12 protein-coding genes are annotated in these 15,231 nt (G+C 71.5%); 2 read left to right on the top strand and 10 right to left on the bottom strand.

The annotated features are described in order from the left end of the window. Positions 1 to 46 precede the first annotated feature (46 nt). Positions 47 to 1,420, top strand: a complete 1,374-nt coding sequence (locus tag ACEZDG_RS07150) for a PspC domain-containing protein (protein WP_380504106.1) — start codon at positions 47 to 49, stop codon at positions 1,418 to 1,420. Between the two features lie 280 nt (positions 1,421 to 1,700). Here the strand turns inward: ACEZDG_RS07150 and ACEZDG_RS07155 are convergent, their stop codons facing one another. From ACEZDG_RS07155 to ACEZDG_RS07195, 9 genes are all read right to left on the bottom strand, one after another. Then, complete coding sequence (locus ACEZDG_RS07155) at positions 1,701 to 2,318, bottom strand: DoxX family protein (protein WP_380504109.1); 618 nt, start codon at positions 2,316 to 2,318, stop codon at positions 1,701 to 1,703. Between the two features lie 85 nt (positions 2,319 to 2,403). Then, on the bottom strand, positions 2,404 to 3,192 hold the full coding sequence (locus ACEZDG_RS07160) for a class II aldolase/adducin family protein (RefSeq protein WP_380504112.1): 789 nt from the start codon (positions 3,190 to 3,192) through the stop codon (positions 2,404 to 2,406). Between the two features lie 77 nt (positions 3,193 to 3,269). Continuing rightward, positions 3,270 to 3,875 carry a Uma2 family endonuclease gene (locus tag ACEZDG_RS07165; RefSeq protein ID WP_380505429.1) on the bottom strand — a complete coding sequence of 202 codons (606 nt, stop codon included), beginning with the start codon at positions 3,873 to 3,875 and terminating at the stop codon, positions 3,270 to 3,272. A gap of 120 nt (positions 3,876 to 3,995) precedes the next feature. After that, positions 3,996 to 5,591 carry a glutamine-hydrolyzing GMP synthase gene (gene guaA / locus ACEZDG_RS07170; protein ID WP_380504115.1) on the bottom strand — a complete coding sequence of 532 codons (1,596 nt, stop codon included), beginning with the start codon at positions 5,589 to 5,591 and terminating at the stop codon, positions 3,996 to 3,998. Positions 5,592 to 5,664: 73 nt separating this feature from the next. Continuing rightward, on the bottom strand, positions 5,665 to 5,946 hold the full coding sequence (locus tag ACEZDG_RS07175; RefSeq protein ID WP_380504118.1) for a chorismate mutase: 282 nt from the start codon (positions 5,944 to 5,946) through the stop codon (positions 5,665 to 5,667). Between the two features lie 947 nt (positions 5,947 to 6,893). Further along, the gene (locus ACEZDG_RS07180; protein ID WP_380504121.1) at positions 6,894 to 7,535 is read right to left on the bottom strand and encodes a TMEM175 family protein; all 642 of its coding nucleotides are present in this window, start codon (positions 7,533 to 7,535) and stop codon (positions 6,894 to 6,896) included. A 132-nt stretch (positions 7,536 to 7,667) separates the two neighbouring features. Continuing rightward, positions 7,668 to 9,491 carry a GMC family oxidoreductase N-terminal domain-containing protein gene (locus ACEZDG_RS07185; protein ID WP_380504124.1) on the bottom strand — a complete coding sequence of 608 codons (1,824 nt, stop codon included), beginning with the start codon at positions 9,489 to 9,491 and terminating at the stop codon, positions 7,668 to 7,670. Between the two features lie 14 nt (positions 9,492 to 9,505). After that, entirely contained in the window at positions 9,506 to 11,125 is a 1,620-nt protein-coding gene (locus tag ACEZDG_RS07190; protein ID WP_380504127.1) for a succinic semialdehyde dehydrogenase, read from the bottom strand. Positions 11,126 to 11,185: 60 nt separating this feature from the next. Beyond that, the gene (locus ACEZDG_RS07195) at positions 11,186 to 12,883 is read right to left on the bottom strand and encodes an ArnT family glycosyltransferase (RefSeq protein ID WP_380504130.1); all 1,698 of its coding nucleotides are present in this window, start codon (positions 12,881 to 12,883) and stop codon (positions 11,186 to 11,188) included. A 141-nt stretch (positions 12,884 to 13,024) separates the two neighbouring features. Here ACEZDG_RS07195 and ACEZDG_RS07200 point away from each other — a divergent pair, with 141 nt between their 5' ends. Continuing rightward, positions 13,025 to 14,140 carry a glycoside hydrolase family 26 protein gene (locus ACEZDG_RS07200; protein ID WP_380504133.1) on the top strand — a complete coding sequence of 372 codons (1,116 nt, stop codon included), beginning with the start codon at positions 13,025 to 13,027 and terminating at the stop codon, positions 14,138 to 14,140. On the opposite strand, the gene ACEZDG_RS07205 is transcribed toward ACEZDG_RS07200, so the two are convergent. Further along, entirely contained in the window at positions 14,097 to 15,212 is a 1,116-nt protein-coding gene (locus tag ACEZDG_RS07205) for a glycoside hydrolase family 26 protein (RefSeq protein WP_380504135.1), read from the bottom strand. The two genes, ACEZDG_RS07200 and ACEZDG_RS07205, sit on opposite strands and share 44 nt — an antisense overlap. Between the last annotated feature and the right edge of the window lie 19 nt (positions 15,213 to 15,231).

Here is a 15,231-nt window from a genome sequence, read left to right on the forward strand (position 1 = left end):
GGGATGACGGATGGGCGCGGCGCCGAACGGACCTCAGGATGGTGGCATGACCGAAGACGCGCCACCCACCCAGCCGGTGCCAGAACCGGGGAACCGGCCCCGATCCGCCCGGCCCCCGCTGGAGCGCAGCCGCGACCGCCGGGTGGTGGCCGGCGTCTGCGGCGGCCTGGGACGGCACCTGGACATCGACCCGGTGGTGTTCCGGGTGGTGATCGCGGTGCTCTGCCTCTCCGGCGGGGTCGGCCTCTTCATCTACGGTCTGGCCTGGCTGGTCGTCCCGGTGGAGCGGACCAGGCGGAACGAGCTGCAGCGGCTGCTCTCCGGCCGGGTGGACGGCCAGTCGCTGGGCGCGGTGCTGGTGACGGTGCTGGGCACCGGCATCTTCTTCTCCTACATGGGCAGCGCCGGGCACATCTTCCCGCTGCTGCTGATCGCCCTGCTGGCGTTCGCCGCGCTGCGCTACGACCCGGCGAAGCACCCGCGGCGCCGACTGCAGCAGCCGCTGCCCGGGGACCCGCCCGGCGAGGACGGCGAGCCGACCGGCTCCTCCGGCTTCGAGGGCACCATCTTCGGGGTGACCTTCCGGACCACGCCGCCGAGCGCCCCGCCGGAGCAGCCGACCGTCCCGGTGCCGCCCGGCGCGCCGGCCTGGTGGAAGCGGACCGACCCGCTGGCCAAGGACGCGCCCGAGGACACCGTGCCGCTGGACACCCCGCCCGCGGACGCGCCGCCCTGGGCGCCGGAGCCCCCGCCGGCGCCCCCCGGGCCGCCCGCGCCGCCCTTCGCGCCGCTCCCCCCGCGCGAACGGCGCTCGCGCTCCTTCCTCGGCTCGGCCTTCTTCTTCCTGGCCCTGATCACCGGCGGCTCGGTCTGGTGGCTGTCCGCCAGGGACCACCACAGCATCGACGTGCTGACCGTGCTCGCCTCGTCGCTGCTGGTGCTGGGCCTCGGCCTGGTCGTCTGCGCCCGCTGGGGCCGCGGTCGCAGCCTGGCGGTCTGGGCCACCCTGCTCACCCTCGCCATCGCCGCGGTGGGCGCGAGCCCGGCCCGGCTGAGCACCTCGTACCAGCACCGGGTGTGGACGCCGACCGCCGCCGCCTCGGTGCAGCCCGACTACAACCTGGGCACCGGGCAGGCCACGCTGGACCTGAGCCGGCTCGCCGCGGCCCCGGGCCGGACCGTGACCACCGACGTCCACCTGGGCGTGGGCAAGCTGCTGGTGCTGCTGCCGCCGGGGAGCCGGGTGGAGATCACCGCCCATGTCGGCCTCGGCAGCATCCACCTGCCCGGAACGGACGACGACTCCGGCGGGGTCTCGGCGAACCGGTCGACCGAGCTGAACCCCGAGGGCGCCGCCCGGTACGGGACGATCAACCTGGACCTGAGCGTCGGGGCCGGAGACCTGGAGGTCACCCAGTGAAGCGCCATCAGCTCGACCTGTTCTCGCTGATCGCGGGACTGACCTTCGTCGCCATCGCGGTGCTCTACCTGATGGACGCCTCGGGCCGGCTGAGTGTCAACGGCCGACTGGTGATCCCGCTGCTGCTGGTGGCCCTGGGCGTGGCCGGCCTCGCCGCCGCCGTGCACCGGATGGCGACCGGCCAGCGCTCGGCGCCCCCGGAGCCGGCCGCGCCGACCACGCCCGCGGCGTGGCCGGAGCAGCCGACGGCGGGCGCCGGCGCCCCGGTCGGGCTGTCCCGCTACGACAGCCTGTCGCCCGACCTGGAGGCGCTGGGGCTGCTCGACGACCCGGCCGCGGACCCGAAGGACCCGACCGGCTCCACCGGATCCAGCGGCCCCGACACGCCCGAGGACCGCCGCTGACCCGGCCGTCCGGACCGCCGCCGGGAGGCCAGCCACCCGTCAAGCGACAGGTACGGCATCCCGGCCAGCAGCAGCGGGGTCCAGGCCATCAGGTAGATCAGGTCGTTGCCGAGGTAGTACGGGTGCACCTGCCAGCTCACGGTGAGCCAGAAGCTCAGGTTGAGCAGCACCCCGCCCAGCGCGGCGACCCGTCCCAGCAGCCCGAACAGGGCGCCGAGGCCCACCGCCAGCTCGCCGACCGCGATGGCGATCGCGAAGGCGGTGGGGGCCTTCAGGGCGACGTCGAGCAGCGGTGCGATCGGGCTTCCGGCCTTGACCCCCTGGGTCATCGAGGCGAACGACAGCGGATCGCCCGGCCCGCCCAGGTAGTGCGAGTCGGTGAGCTTGTCCAGACCCGCGTAGATGAAGGTCACGCCCAGGAAGAGCCGCAACGGCAGCAGCGCGAACTGCGCCATCCGCTCCCGTGGCCCGGTCACCGTGCTGTGCTCGGCCATGTCCGCCGCCTTTCCGTCCGCCGACCGCACGACCGTGCGGCCAACCCTGACTACGCGGTCGGCGGACGTGAGGTTCACGGGTCTGCTACAGGGCGCCCTGGTACGCGTCCGCGTGCCCGGCGGCCAGCGGCTGGTAGTTGATCCAGGCCACCAGGTCGTTGCCGAGCTGGTCCCGGGTCAGCACCGCGCTGTCGTGGTCCACGTGCACCGGCTTGCCGGCCGCCTTCGCCATCAACTGGACCTGGCAGGACCGCTCCATGGTGATGAACCACCAGGCGGCGGCGTCCACCGAGTCGCCGACGGTGAGCAGCCCGTGGTTGCGCAGGATGACGGCCTTGTGGCCGCCCAGGGTCGCGGCTATCCGGCGCCCCTCCTCCTGGTCCAGCACCACGCCGGTGTAGTCGTCGAACAGCGCGTGGCTCTCGTAGAAGGCGCAGACGTCCTGGGTCAGCGGCTCCAGCAGTTCACCCAGCGAGGACAGGGTCTTCCCGTAGAGGGAGTGGCTGTGCGCGGCGGCGACCACGTCCGGACGGGCGGCGTGCACCTGCGAGTGGATCGCGAACGCGGCGGCGTTGACGTGGTGCCGCCCCTGCACCACCTGGCCCTCGTGGTTCACCAGGATCAGGTCGTCGACCGTGATCTGCTTGAAGGACATGGCGAACGGGTTCACCCAGAAGTGGTCGGTCCACTCCGGGTCGCGCGCGGTGATGTGCCCGGCGACCCCCTCCTCGAACCCGAACTTGCCGAACAGCCGCAGCGCCACGACCAACCGCTCCTTGCGGTGCCGCCGCTCCTCCTCGACCGTCTCGAACTTCTGGGGCAGCGCGAACTGCAACTGGTCCACGGGTACCGGGGAAGGGGGCGGGTTGGTCATGGGGGCTCTCCTCGCGGGGATGGAATCCTCGCGAGGGAAGCTACCCCCGGGTAGCCGAGATGACCAGGGCCCCAGGGCTACAAACGCTTGATCTCGGAGAGGTCGATGTCGATGACAAATGGCAGGTTGAGCTTCAGCCGGTCATGGACCACGCCGGCCGACGCATAGGCCCCGGTAGCGGGATCGAGTTCGAACAGGTAGACCACCGGCATTCCGTCCACGGCCCGCTCGACCCGCCAGAAGTACACGATTCCGGCTTTGGCGTAGAGCTGGGGCTTGCGTTCCCGGTCGCGGAGCTCGGACTCCGGTGAGACCACCTCGATCACGAGCACCACATCGGCGGCCTGGTACGAGGTCTGGACATCGCTGGTCTCCGCCTCGGCCCGGATCACGCACACATCCGGCTCGGGGCACTGCCTGGCGTCGAGGACAACCGCCATCTCCCGCCGTACCAGCAGGTCAGCCGGTACGGTGCGGCGCAGTGCCGACGCCAGGAGGTCAACCGCCCGGCTGTGGAAACTCCGCTGCGCGCTCACAAGGACCAGGCTCCCGTCGATCAGCTCGGTGTGCGGCGGGAGGCCTTTCATAGCCAGGAACTCTTCTGCGGTGAAGCCGTCCGGTGGCGGGATCATCCAGCCCGGGACAGACCGCTGTTCAGCCTCGGTGGTCGGCTCGGCAGTCATCAGGTTTCCTCCCATGGCTGGAATCCTTGTCGATCCCCCAGCGTAGATGCCCCGAAACAGCCGTGCCGCCACTCGAAGGAAGGTCGAGTGGCGGCACGGTTGACGGTGTGTTCGAGCGGGCTACTCCCACTCGATGGTGCCCGGGGGCTTGCTGGTGACGTCCAGGACCACCCGGTTGACGTCGGGGACCTCGTTGGTGATCCGGGTGGAGATCTTCGCCAGCACCTCGTAGGGGACCCGGGACCAGTCCGCGGTCATCGCGTCCTCGGAGGAGACCGGGCGCAGCACGATCGGGTGGCCGTAGGTGCGGCCGTCGCCCTGGACGCCGACGCTGCGGACGTCCGCGAGCAGCACCACCGGGCACTGCCAGATCGAGCGGTCCAGGCCGGCCGCGGTCAGCTCGGCGCGGGCGATGGCGTCGGCCTCGCGGAGCAGGTCGAGCCGCTCCTTGGTGACCTCGCCGACGATCCGGATACCCAGGCCGGGGCCGGGGAAGGGCTGCCGCTGGACGATCTCCTCGGGCAGGCCGAGCTCGGCGCCGACCATCCGGACCTCGTCCTTGAACAGCTTGCGCAGCGGTTCCACCAGCGCGAACTGCAGGTCCTCGGGCAGGCCGCCGACATTGTGGTGGGACTTGATGTTGGCGGTGCCGGTGCCGCCGCCGGACTCGACCACGTCCGGGTAGAGGGTGCCCTGGACCAGGAACTCCACCGACTCGCCGGAGGCGCCCGCCTCAGCCACGATCTCGGCGGCGGCCTGCTCGAAGACCCGGATGAACTCCCGGCCGATGATCTTGCGCTTCTGCTCCGGGTCGGAGACCCCGGCCAGCGCGGTCAGGAAGCGCTGCTCGGCGTCGACCACCTTCAGCTGGACGCCGGTGGCGGCCACGAAGTCCTTCTCGACCTGCTCGGACTCGCCCTTGCGCATCAGCCCGTGGTCGACGTACACGCAGGTCAGCTGGTTGCCGATGGCCTTCTGCACCAGCGCGGCGGCGACCGCGGAGTCCACCCCGCCGGAGAGCCCGCAGATGGCGCGCTTGTCGCCGACCTGGGCCCGGATCAGCGCGACCTGCTCGTCCACCACATTGACCGTGGTCCAGTCCGGGGCGATGCCCGCGCCGCGGTAGAGGAAGTGCTCCAGGATCTGCTGGCCGTGGGTGGAGTGCAGCACCTCGGGGTGGTACTGGACGCCGTAGAGCTTGCGGGCGTCGTCCTCGAACGCGGCGACCGGGACCACGTCGGTGGAGGCGGTGACGGTGAACCCGGGAGGCGCGGCGGAGCAGGCGTCGCCGTGCGACATCCACACCGACTGCTCGACCGGGGTGCCCTCGAACAGGGTCGAGCCCGGCCGGCTGACCGCCAGCGGGGTGCGGCCGTACTCGCGGGCGCCGCTGTTGTCGACGGTGCCGCCGAGGGCGACCGCCATCAGCTGGAAGCCGTAGCACATGCCGAAGACCGGCACCCCGGCCTCGAAGATCGCGCGGTCCAGCGAGGGCGCGTCCTCGGCGTAGACCGAGGAGGGCCCGCCGGAGAGGATGATCGCCGCGGGCTGCTTCGCCAGCATCTCGGCCACCGGCATGGTGGAGGGGACGATCTCGCTGTAGACCCGGGCCTCACGGACCCGGCGCGCGATGAGCTGGGCGTACTGGGCGCCGAAGTCGACGACGAGGACGGTGTTGCCTGTCGACTCGCGGTGGTCGGGGGTCGCTGTGGGCACGGGGCGGCCTTCCGGCAGTGCAATGGGAGCGGACCCCCATCCTACCGTCGCCCGCCCCGCCCTCCCGCGCCGCTCAGGCCCGGCCGCGGCAGAGCTCCAGCAGCTGCATGGCCACCTCGGTGCCCTGCGGGCCGAGCGCGGCCCGGTAGCGGGCCAGGATCTCCAGCTCGCGGGACAGGGCGAGACGGGGGCCGCCGGTGGCGATCCGCGCGGCCTGCACCTCGGCCGAGACCGCCATCCGCTCCTGGACCAGGGCGACGATCCGGCCGTCGAGGTCGTCGATCCGGCCGCGGGCCTCGGCGATGACCCGGGCGGCCCGGGCGGGGGTGAGCGTGCTGTCGACGGTGCTGTCCATGGGGTGTCTCCTCTGCGGTGGCGGCGGCTCGGGGCCCGCCGGCGCCGGGGAGACGCAGAGCGCCCCGGGCCAGTGGGCCCGGGGCGCTCGGTGAAGAACTGTCGTCCGTTTCTCAGACGGCGTCACCATGGCAGCCGGAGCCTCCGGTGCCATAGCTAAACTCGTACGCCGTCGTGAACATGGGCGACATCATAGCCGCTTCACCCGTTCGCCATGGACCGCACGGCGTGACTCCTCGTCAGGAGAATCGTTGTCCCTCATGACCGCACGGGGTTCTCGTCTCCGCCAGGGATGTGAACCCAGCCCCCACCGGGGGCCGTGTGCGGCAGCAGGGCCACGCGTGGAGAGTTCAAGACAGTCAGCCGGAGCGATGAGACGTGCCCTCACCGGTACGTCGTGGGACCTCGCTCCGGTGCTGCGACCGGTCAGCAGGGGACAGCGGCCCGGTCGCGACTGATGTGAAGGGGCGGTCGGCGCCGGGGACGCCCGGACCGGCCGCCCCCGATCATGCGAAGGCCCGTCAGTTCCCTTGCAGAGCGTGACTGTCCGCCCGTTGTGCGCCGGGACGCACATCTACGCGCCTAGCACGGAAAACGACTATGCCGAAGTGTGCCGAATCGGTTGCGCACCGCCCTCATATCCCCCACGATGCTGGTGAGGGGGTTGCGTCAGACACCGCGGAAGAGTAGCCGGAACGGCCGCTCCCGCCGGACCGAAGCGTGTCCGTCCGAGGACTTCTTCCGGTCACTCGGAGTAGTCAAAGCGCCCCCGCGACGACCAACTGACAGCGGCGCCCCTCCCCCGGCGCCGTTCCCGCAGCACCGGCGCTGCCCTGACGCCGGCTGCCGCAGACCGAGGGCCCCGTCTTCCCCCGCGGGGCCCTCCGTCGTTGGCACTGCCGGTCGTCGGCACTGTCGGTCGTCGGCGCTTCCGGTCGGGCGACGCCCTCAGGCCACCAGCGGCTCGTCCGGGTCCACGCCCTCGTGCAGCGGCACCGGCAGCTGGTTGAAGCCGTAGTAGACCGCGACCACCCCGTGCACGGCCAGGGTCAGCGGCGCCGAGACGAACGAAAGACCCACCAGGATCGGATAGATGACCGATCCCACCGCGAAGCGCAGCCTGGTCTGCCGGGCCGCCTCAACGTCCACCCGGGTGTCGAAGAGGTGCCCGGTGCGGGTGAGCCACCACCACAGCGCCCCGAAGGTGAGGCTGTGGGCGACCATGAAGCCGCTGTAGACGGCCAGCGCGACGGCGGCCTCGCCGGAGGCCGCGCCGTCCAGGTAGTTGGCGACCAGTCCCGCCGCCCAGGGCAGCGCCGAACACACCATCAGCAGAAGGAGGTTGAGGAACACCAGGACCCGGTCCACCCTGGCCACGTAACCGAACACGGTGTGGTGGTTCGCCCACATGATGCCGATGATCAGGAAGGTCACCACATAGGCGGCGTAGGAGGACCAGTGGCTCAGCAGCTGGTGACCGATCCCGCCCCCCTCGGGGACTTTGACCTCCAGGATCAGCAGGGTGATCGCGATGGCGAACACCCCGTCGCTGAAGGCCTCCACCCGGTTCGAGTCGTTCAGTCTGGACACGTCTTCCACCCCCATGACATGACACCGCCCGCGGCGGCGGTGATCCGTCAACGCGGGCGGGTTCTGATCGCACAATGTACTGATCGCATCGTCACAGCGGAGGGCTGTTCCCAGGAATGTGACGTGGATCGCTCAACCGGTCGGCTTCGGCGGCACGGCCGGTACCGGCAGCAGGGGCAGCCGCAGCTCCGCGAAGGCGCCGGCCGGCACCGCCGGACGCCTGGGCGCGACCGCCGGCACCGGCCGGTATGGCTCGCCCTGCGCCGGACGCGGGTCCGGCTCACCCTTGTTGGGCCACATCGACAGCGCCCGCTCGGCCTGCGCGGTGATCGTCAGCGAGGGGTTCACCCCCAGGTTCGCCGAGACCGTCGAACCGTCCGCGACACTGATCCCCGGGTAGCCGTAGAGCCGCTGGTACGGGTCGATGACGCCGTGCTCCGGCGAGTCGCCGATCACGCAGCCGCCGAGGAAGTGCGCGGTGAGGGTGCGTCCCAGCAGGTCGCTGACGCCGCTGCCGGCCTCGCCGCCGATCTCGGTCGCGATCGCCCTGGCCGCCTCCTCCGCCGCCGGGATCCACTTGGGGTTGGGCGCCCCATGGCCCTGACGGGACGTCAACTGCCCTTTGCCGATGCCGGACTTCTTCCGCGACACGATCACCGAGTTGTCCAGGGACTGCATCACCAGGCCGATGATGGTCCGCTCGGACCAGCGCCGCTTGTCCAGGATCTGCAGCAGCAGCCGCGGCCGGCGCGCGACGATCTTCGCGAAGCGCAGCAGCGGGGCCCTGCTGCCGCCCGGCACCTGCATGATCGTCAGCAGGCTCATCGCATTGGACCCCTTGCCGTAGCGCACCGGCTCGACATGGGTGTGCTGGTCCGGGTGCACCGAGGAGGTGATCGCCACGCCCTTGGTGAAGTCGGCCCGCCTGCGGTAGCGCCGGTCGGTGGTCATCGCGCCGACCAGGGCCTCCGAATTGGTCCGGGTCAGCTCGCCCAACCGGGCCGAGATCCGCGGCAGACGGCCCTCGTCCCGCATGGTGTGCAGCAGCTTCTGGGTGCCGAAGGTCCCGGCCGAGACCACCACCCGGCGGGCCCTGAGGGTGCGTCGGCCTTCGCTCTTCCTGGAACGGGAGTCGGTCGGCCGCACCTCGACCGCGTAGCCCTCGCCGTCCTCGGTGATCCCGGTGACCGTGGTCATCGGCAGGATCCGCGCGCCGTTCCGCTCGGCCAGGTAGAGGTAGTTCTCGGTGAGGGTGTTCTTGGCCCCGTGCCGGCAGCCGGTCATGCACTCGCCGCACTCGGTGCAGGACTTCCGGCGCGGCCCGGCGCCGCCGAAGTACGGGTCCTCGACCTCGGTGCCGGGCGGCACCTCCGCCCCCGCGCCGCCGGCGTCCCGGCCGTCCCCGAAGAACACCCCGACCGGGGCCAGGTGGAAGGTGTCCCCGTAGCCGAGCTTGTCGGCGGCGTCCCGCAGGTGCACGTCCGAGGGGGTGACGGTGGGGTTGGTGCGGACCCCCAGCATCCGCTGCGCCTGGTCGTAGAAGGGGGCCAGCTCCGCGGACCAGTCGGTGATGTCCTTCCACTGCGGGTCCTGGAAGAACGCCTCCGGCGGTACGTAGAGGGTGTTGGCGTAGTTCAGCGAACCGCCGCCGACACCCGCGCCGGCCAGCACCATCACCTCCTTGAGCAGGTGGAAGCGCTGGATGCCGTACATCCCCAGGGCCGGGGCCCAGAGGTAGTTCCTGGTGTCCCAGGAGTTCTTGGGCAGGGTGGCCGGGGTGAACCGGCGGCCGGCCTCCAGCACCGCCACCGAGTAGCCCTTCTCGGTCAGCCGCAGCGCCGAGACCGAGCCCCCGAACCCCGACCCGACGATCACCACGTCGTAGTCGAAGCCGCCCTCGGCCGCGTCTTCGGCCGCGTCCTCGGTCACATCTTCCGTCGGATCTTCCGTCGCCATGGGCGCCGCTCCCTCTACTTGAGTCGCAGTGCCTTCATCGCGCCCAGCGCGCGGGTCTGGAACCTGGCGTACGCCTCGTCGTCCATGCCGAACGAGGGCGACATGCTGATCAGCTTCTGCACCGCGACGGTCTGCGGCTCGGTGTACTTGAGGATCCCCTCGGAGCCGTGCCGGCGGCCGACGCCGCTCTGGCCCATGCCGCCCATCGGGGCCGCGACGCTGGCGTAGGCGGGCGCGTAGCCCTCGTTGACGTTGACCGTGCCGGAGTGCAGCCGGGCGGCGACCGCCACCGCGTGCCGGGTGTTCCGGCCCCAGACGCTGGAGTTCAGCCCGTACGGGGTGCCGTTGGCCAGGTCCACGGCCTCGTCCTCGCTGTCGAAGCGGTAGATCGAGACCACCGGGCCGAAGGTCTCCTCGGTGCAGACGGCGCTGTCCTCGGCCACCCCGTCCAGGATGGTCGGCTCGAAGAACAGCGGGCCGAGGTCGGGGCGGGCCTGTCCGCCGGCCAGCACGGTGGCGCCGTTCTTGACCGCCTCCTCGACGTGCCGGGTGACCGTGTCCAGCTGCCGCTGGGCCACCAGCGAGCCCATGTCGGCGCCCCAGGCCAGGGTGTTGCCGAGGCGCAGGGCCCGGGTCCTGGCCGCGAACTTCTCCAGGAAGGCGTCGGCGATGGCGCGGTCGACGTAGAGCCGCTCGATCGAGATGCAGAGCTGGCCGGCCGAGGAGAAGCAGGCCCGGACCGCGCCCTCGGCGGCCTTGTCCAGGTCCGCGTCGGCGAGCACCAGCATGGCGTTCTTGCCGCCCAGCTCCATCGAGGCGCCGATCAGCCGGGCCGCGGCCCGCTGAGCCACGTCCCGTCCGGTCCTGGTGGAGCCGGTGAAGGAGACGTAGTCCGCGCGGGCGACCACCTCGGGTCCGATCACCGGGCCCTCGCCGATCACGATCTGCCACAGCTCGGCCGGCAGTCCGGCCTCGACCATCAGCTCGCGGGCCCGCAGCGCGGTCAGCGCGGTCTGGCTGTCGGGCTTGGTGACCACCGCGTTGCCGGCCGCGAAGGCGGGCACCGCGTCGCCGACGAACAGCGCCAACGGGTAGTTCCAGGGCGAGATCTGGCCGACCACGCCCTTGGGCTGGCGCAGCTCGCGGACCTGGGTGAGCACCGGGTAGACCCCGCCCCGGCGGCGCGGCTTCAGGTACTTGGCGGCGGCCCGGCCGTAGTGGCGGGCCTCCAGCGCGGCGGCGCTGACCTCCTCGAAGGCATGCGCCCTGGCCTTGCCGGTCTCCGACTGGACCAGGTCGAGCAGCTCCGACTGCGCCGCGAAGAGCAGGTCGTGGAAGCGCAGCAGCACCGCGGCGCGCTCGCGGACCGGGCGCTGCGCCCAGGCCGCCTGGGCCACCCTGGCCCGGGCGAAGGCGTCCTCGACGTCCGCCGGGGTGGACTCGGGGATCTCCGCGAGCACCTCGCCGGTGAACGGGCTGCGGCTCTGCGCCAGGGTCGCTCCGGGGCCGGCCGAGATGCCCTGGACCAGCCGGGCGACCAGCGCGGACGTCACCGCGTCGGCGCTGGTACGGGGGCCGGCGGCGGCGACAGGGTTGCGCTCACCAGTGGCGCCACTGGCGCTGATGTCAGTCATGACGTGCAGCGTAAGCGCTCGCGGCCCGCTTGGGTACCCGGCGGTAACAACGAGCCGGGGTCAGGGTCCTTCCGGGGCCACCCAGATGGTGTACGAGCCCGAGGTGGCGCTGTTGCTGGTGCGGATGGTGGTGAGCTTCCGGTATCCGGCCTTGTCGATGAAGGGGCGCACCTGCTCGTCGATCGACCGGGTCTGGGCGTAGTCGAGGACGATCACGGCGTACTTGTGGGCGGTGATCCCCTGCTCGATGCCCTCGGTGCCGGTGTACTTCACCCCGGTCTTCGGGTCCTGGTACTGGCCGCCGCCGACCAGGTCGTGCCACTGCGGCCAGGTGGAGGAGCGCCGGAGGTAGTACGCGGGGACGTCGTAGTCCTCCGCCAGGTACTGGTCGGTCCCGGAGTGGATGTACGGCTTCAGCGCCGCGACCAGCTTCGAGGAGTCGGGCCAGGCGCCGAACATGTGGGTGGCCTGGCGCTCCCCCTCCACCCCCAGCGGGCCCGCCACCAGCACGGTGACCAGGGCGACCGCGATCAGCACCGGCAGCCGGACCGTGCTGTGCAGCCATTCGGCGATCCAGGCCAGCAGGGCGCCGGCCACGACGCAGGCGAACCAGGCGCCGAAGTCGACGTGCTTCTGCAGCGACAGCCAGGTGTGGATCCGGATCTGGTTCGCCGGGGCGAGCACCCCGCCCAGCAGCAGCACCGCGGCGAGCCAGAAGTCGGTCCCGCCCGAGCCGCGCCGACGCCCGCGCAGATAGCTCGCGAACACCCCGACCAGGGCGACCACCAGCAGCGCGCCCACCCACTTGGCCGCCTCGCCGGCCACGTACGAGGGCGCGTCGTGGCCGGGGTTGCGCAGCAGCGTGGTCTGGGTGAAGCCGTGGATGTACAGCTTCCCGGCCAGCGGGATCGGCAGCAGCACGGCCACCGCCACCCCGGCCGCGAACCGCACCCCGTTGTTCCACCGCGACCGGCCCAGCACGGACCGGCCAGGACCGGCCAGCGCGGCGATCAGGACCACGATCGGCACCCACAGCAGCGAGGCGTACTTGGTCCAGACGGCGAGGGAGACCAGCAGCGAACCCGCGACCATCGCGCCGTGCCCGGTGCCGCAGGCGAACCGCACCGCGAAGTAGCCGGCCCAGGCCAGCGCGGCCAGCGCCATCGCGTCGTAGGTGCTGTAGCCGCCGAGGAACTGGGTCGGGCCGAGTGCCGCGAAGAGCGCGGTGGCGAAGAAGGCCGCCGTGGCCCCGTGGATGCGCCGGGCCGCCAGGTAGAGCGCCACCGTGGCCAGGAGCATGAACACCAGGCTCAGGGTCCGCGCTCCGGCCAGGCCGCCCAGCCGGTCGGCGACCGCGGCCAGGACCGGGTAGAGCTTCGGGGAGCCGGAGAAGAAGGTCTCGTAGGTGGCGACCTTGTCGCCGTAGATCAGGTTGGCGAGTTCCTGGTGCCCGGAGTAGAGGTAGGTCCCCTCGTCCAGGAAGGCGGTGTTGGAGTGGATCAGCCGCCAGGAGAGGGCCGCCTGGGCCACGAGCACCGGCAGCAGCGGCCAGAGCGGCCCGGAGGCGGGCCCGGAAGAGTCCTCGGCCTCCTCCTCCGCCTGGTCGATGTCCTCCTCGGTGTCCCCTGCGGCCACCGCCAGCGCGGCGTAGTCGTTGCTGGTGCTGCGGTGCGGACGGGGCCGCGGCGCGGCCGGACTGGGGGCTCGGGGGACGGACCTCGCCTCGCGGTAGCCGTCGCCGTTACTGCCCGCACTCATCGAACGCTGCCCTCAGGTCTCAGTGTCGTACGGCGCTGACCACCACACAGATCGAACGGTTATCGTATGTGAGCCCGAGGAGCGGACGGCAGCCCACGGGACTCGATCTCATAACACTGGCCTGGTGGGGCGGGAGGGTTCGTGCCACGTCGACTGGCGCACCGTCAGGGCGTCGTCGGACTCGGCTGGGCGCTCGGCCTGGTGCTGCTGCTGGTGGCCGGTTGCAGCAGCCAGGGGGTGGTGTCGCCGCTCGCGCCGTGGCCGCCCCAGCAGACCGCCGGCCCCGTGCCCTCCACCCCGGCCGCGCCGTCGGCCACCCCGTCCGGCCCCACGACCTCGCTGAAATACCGTCTGATCCACCCGGACGGCGACTACTTCGGCATCAGCACCTGGAAGGCGCCCTCCCAGGCCGAGACCAACCTGGTGGCGGCCCCGGCCGGGGCGACGCCCACGATCCAGGAGTTCTTCGTCGGCTGGGACGAGTCGTTCAATCCGCAGTCGGTGCGCAACTCCTACCACCTGGGCGCGCTCCCGCTGCTGACCTGGGAGCCCGAGGGCGCCTCCAAGGACTCCAACCAGCCGGCCTACTCGCTGCGGCGGATCGCCTCCGGCGCCTTCGACGGCTACCTCACCTCGTTCGCCGCGGCGGTCAGGACCGAGGGGCAGCCGGTGGTGATCAGGTTCGCGCACGAGATGAACGGCGACTGGTACCCCTGGTCCGAGGGCAACAGCGGCAACCGCCCCGGCGACTACGTCAAGGCCTGGCGGCACGTCCACGACCTGTTCGTCCGGGCCGGCGCGGTCAATGTCATCTGGCTGTGGAGCCCGAACGTCGTCCGCGGCCCGGAGACGACCGGCTTCGCCTCGCTGTACCCGGGCGCCGACTACGTCGACTGGGTGGGCCTGGATGCCTACGCCCTGGGCGAGAGCACCGCGGGCGCCGTGCTCGACCACTCGCTGTCGCTGCTGCACGCGGTCACCGACAAGCCGGTGCTGATCTCGGAGACCGCCGCCGAGCCCGGCCCGGAGAAGGCGCCGTGGACCGCCGACCTGTTCCGCTGGCTGAACCGGCATCAGGACGTGATCGGCTTCGTCTGGTTCGAGCACACCCCGACCGACGGCGGCAAGTACGACTACCGGTTCACCGCCGACCCCGCCACCGAACAGGCCTTCCGCAAGGGCCTGGCCTCGCTGCGCCTGGTCGACTGGCCGATCAGGGCGACGCTGCCGACGCCGCCGCCTTCGCCGATCCCGTGACCAGGTGCACCTTCTTGATGCCCTGCTGGAAGGCGCGCAGCGTCTCCGGTGTGGCGGAGAACCTCCAGTCGGCGTTGGCCCCGCCGGCGATGTCCTTCTCGAACCAGACGAAGCCGATCACCTGCGGGTGCTTGATCAGCCAGGGGAAGAAGTTGCCGATCCAGGTGGCCTTGAGCGAGCTCGGCTCGGCCCCGGTCTCGGTGATCAGGACCTTCTTCGAGGTGAGCGCCGCGACCTTCTTCAGGGTGCTGTCGAAGGTGGTGTCGGGGGTCTTCTCGCCGAGGACCCCGTAGCCCGTCAGCCCCACCAGGTCCACATACGCGTCGCCCGGGTAGAGCGCGGCCAGCCCCCGGGTGTGGCTGCCGCGGACCACGTCCGGACTCCAGATCCAGATCGCGTTGACCGCGCCGGCCCGGACGAACAGGTCGTGGACGTGCTGCCAGGCCTTGACGTAGTCACCGAGGTGGTTCCCGTTGGTCTGCTCGGACCAGGGGTACCAGGAGCCGTTCATCTCGTGCGCGAACCTGATCATCACCGGCCTGCGGTCGGCCGCCACCCCCTTGGCGAAGGCGGTGATGTAGCTGTCGAACTTCCCCGCGGTGATGTTGGCCAGCCGGTAGGCCGGCTGGTTGACGTCCGCGGAGGTGGTCTTGGGGATGCCCGCGCCCTGGTTGCTGTCCCCGCCCGCCCAGGGCTCCCAGGAGATCAGCGGAAGCGTGCCGTGCTGGTAGGCCGCCGCCACCGCCTTGGGGTCGAAGCCGTGCTTCCAGTTGACGAAGTACTCGCTGATGGTCGGCCGGGCCCCGGCTTCCGTGCCGACCTGCCGCACCTCGGCCCCGGACCACGGCGACTGCTTGGTGGAGGTGCCGAAGTAGATGCCGTCGGGGTCGAGGAGCTGCTCCTTCTCCGGGATCGAGGAGGTCTTCGGGGCTTCCAGCTTCAGCCGGTCGACCAGCCCCGGCCCCTTCGCCTCGGCCCCGAGGCCGGAGTAGCCCGGCGCCTGCGCCTTGGACAGGACGGCCGCGTAGACGCCGTAGGAGAGCGAGCAGAGCAGCAGGGCGTTCAGCGTCATCCAGACCCTGAGCCGGATC

Origin of the sequence: Streptacidiphilus alkalitolerans (genome assembly GCF_042511045.1) — a bacterium.
Taxonomy (GTDB): domain Bacteria; phylum Actinomycetota; class Actinomycetes; order Streptomycetales; family Streptomycetaceae; genus Streptacidiphilus; species Streptacidiphilus alkalitolerans.